This window comes from Candidatus Poribacteria bacterium, assembly GCA_021295755.1.
Taxonomy (GTDB): Bacteria; Poribacteria; WGA-4E; order WGA-4E; family PCPOR2b; genus PCPOR2b.
Genome location: JAGWBT010000174.1, coordinates 1 through 1,929, shown reverse-complemented (window position 1 = coordinate 1,929; position 1,929 = coordinate 1). Strand labels below are relative to the sequence as shown.

Below are 1,929 nucleotides of genomic sequence, written 5' to 3'. Positions count from 1 at the left end.
AATCTGTCAAATGCCAGCAGAACCTAATTGTATCACGCTATTATTGCACCAAGGGAGATTATAAGAACCGGAGCCCGAACCATGAAGATTTTTGTGCCAGGCCGCATCTGCCTCTTTGGTGAACATACCGATTGGGCGGGCGGCCACCGTCGCACCAACGCCGACTTAGAGAAGGGTTACGCAATCATCGCTAGTACCAATCAGGGGCTTCATGCCGAGGTCAGTTCCCACCCAACCAAACTGATTCTACGGGCCACCCTCAGCGATGGCACACGTATGGACCCGTTTGAAGTGCCCATGGAAAGCGAGGCGCTCCTCGCCGAAGCACAAAAGGGCAGCTTTTTTAGTTATGCTGCTGGCGTCGCCTACCAGATTCTGACGCACTATCAGGTACATGGGCTTGAGATCGACAACTACCTGACCGATCTCCCTGCAAAGAAGGGGCTTTCATCCAGTGCTGCAACCTGCGTCCTTGTCGCTCGTGCCTTCAATCGAATCTATGATTTGAAGATGACTGTCCGCGGCGAAATGGAATACGCTTACATCGGTGAGATTACCACACCTTCGCGTTGCGGGCGGATGGATCAAGGCTGCGCTTACGGCAATCGACCCATTATGATGATCTTTGACGGCACGTGTCGCAAGACTTACACTTCGTCATCGTCGATCTGGGAGCGGGCAAGGATACGCGGCTGATACTTAACAGGCTCAATCACTGTTATCCCTTTGCCGAAGACGAAATGCAAAGGAATGTCCAAAAATATCTCGGTCCAATCAGCACAGGGATAACGCATGAAGCATACAAAGCATTACATCAAGGCGATGCAGTGGAGATCGGGAAATTGATGAAAAAGGCACAGGCGGAATTTGATAAGTACGTTCAACCTGCCTGTCCGTCGGAACTCACAGCGCCTATGCTGCATAAAGTTCTCAATTACGATCCTATTCAGCCATATATACTCGGTGGGAAAGGTGTCGGTTCGCAAGGAGACGGCACCGCACAATTTATCGTTAAGGATCAGGAAAGCCAGCAGAAGGCTATCGAAGTCATCGAACGAGATCTGAAGATGTCCTGTCTGAAACTGGTTATTCAGGCAGGGCGGCGTGTGCGAAAAGCGGTGATTCCCGCCGCGGGTTTTGGCACCCGTCTATTTCCAGCATCAAAGGCGATAAAGAAAGAACTTTTCCCTATCATTGATCAATCCGGCAAACCGAAGCCGGTTATCATGGCAATAGTTGAAGAAGCAATCCATGCCGGTATCGAAGAGGTTTGCCTTGTTGTGCAAGGCAGAGACCGCGAACTCTTTGAACGATTTTTCAAGACGCCTCCACTGATTGAGAATTTCAATAAGCTGCCGCAGGAAGATCAGGAGTATTCCCAGTATCTGATGGACCTAGGACAGCGAGTCACGTTTGTGACCCAAGATGTTCAGGAGGGATTCGGACACGCTGTCTTTTGTGCACGAGAATGGGTCAATGGCGAACCGTTTTTGCTGATGCTGGGAGACCATCTCTATACCTCTGATAATCAGGTTTCGTGTGCACGGCAGATTCTGGATGTATATGAACGGGTGGAGCATAGTGTGGTTGGGTTGAAAGCTACACCTTCAGGCCAGATCCACAACTTTGGGTGTGTGACCGGCAATTGGCAACAGCCGGATACAATTCTTTCAATAACAGAATTCTACGAAAAACCCGATGTTGAGTATGCTCGACAGCATCTTCAGGTAGAAGGGTTGGACCCAGATGAATTCCTGACGGTGTTCGGCATGTATGTGTTGACCCCAAAAATTTTCGACTACCTCGAAGAGAACATCTCCCATAGTCTTCGCGAGCGAGGCGAGTTTCAACTGACCTCCTGTCTAGACAAATTGCGGAAAGAGGATAACTTTTCCGGCTACGTTGTCAAAGGCAGATGTTTTGATATCG

Annotated in this window: 1 protein-coding gene and 1 pseudogene; both read left to right on the top strand. The window is 49.6% G+C overall.

Annotation, left to right across the window (positions count from 1 at the left end; genetic code table 11):
* Positions 1-81: 81 nt before the first annotated feature.
* Positions 82-1,091 (top strand): annotated as a pseudogene (locus J4G02_20420) (GHMP kinase).
* Positions 1,068-1,929 (top strand): UTP--glucose-1-phosphate uridylyltransferase (locus tag J4G02_20415; protein ID MCE2396891.1); only part of this gene is annotated, 862 nt, incomplete at its 3' end. The pseudogene J4G02_20420 and the gene J4G02_20415, both read left to right, overlap by 24 nt.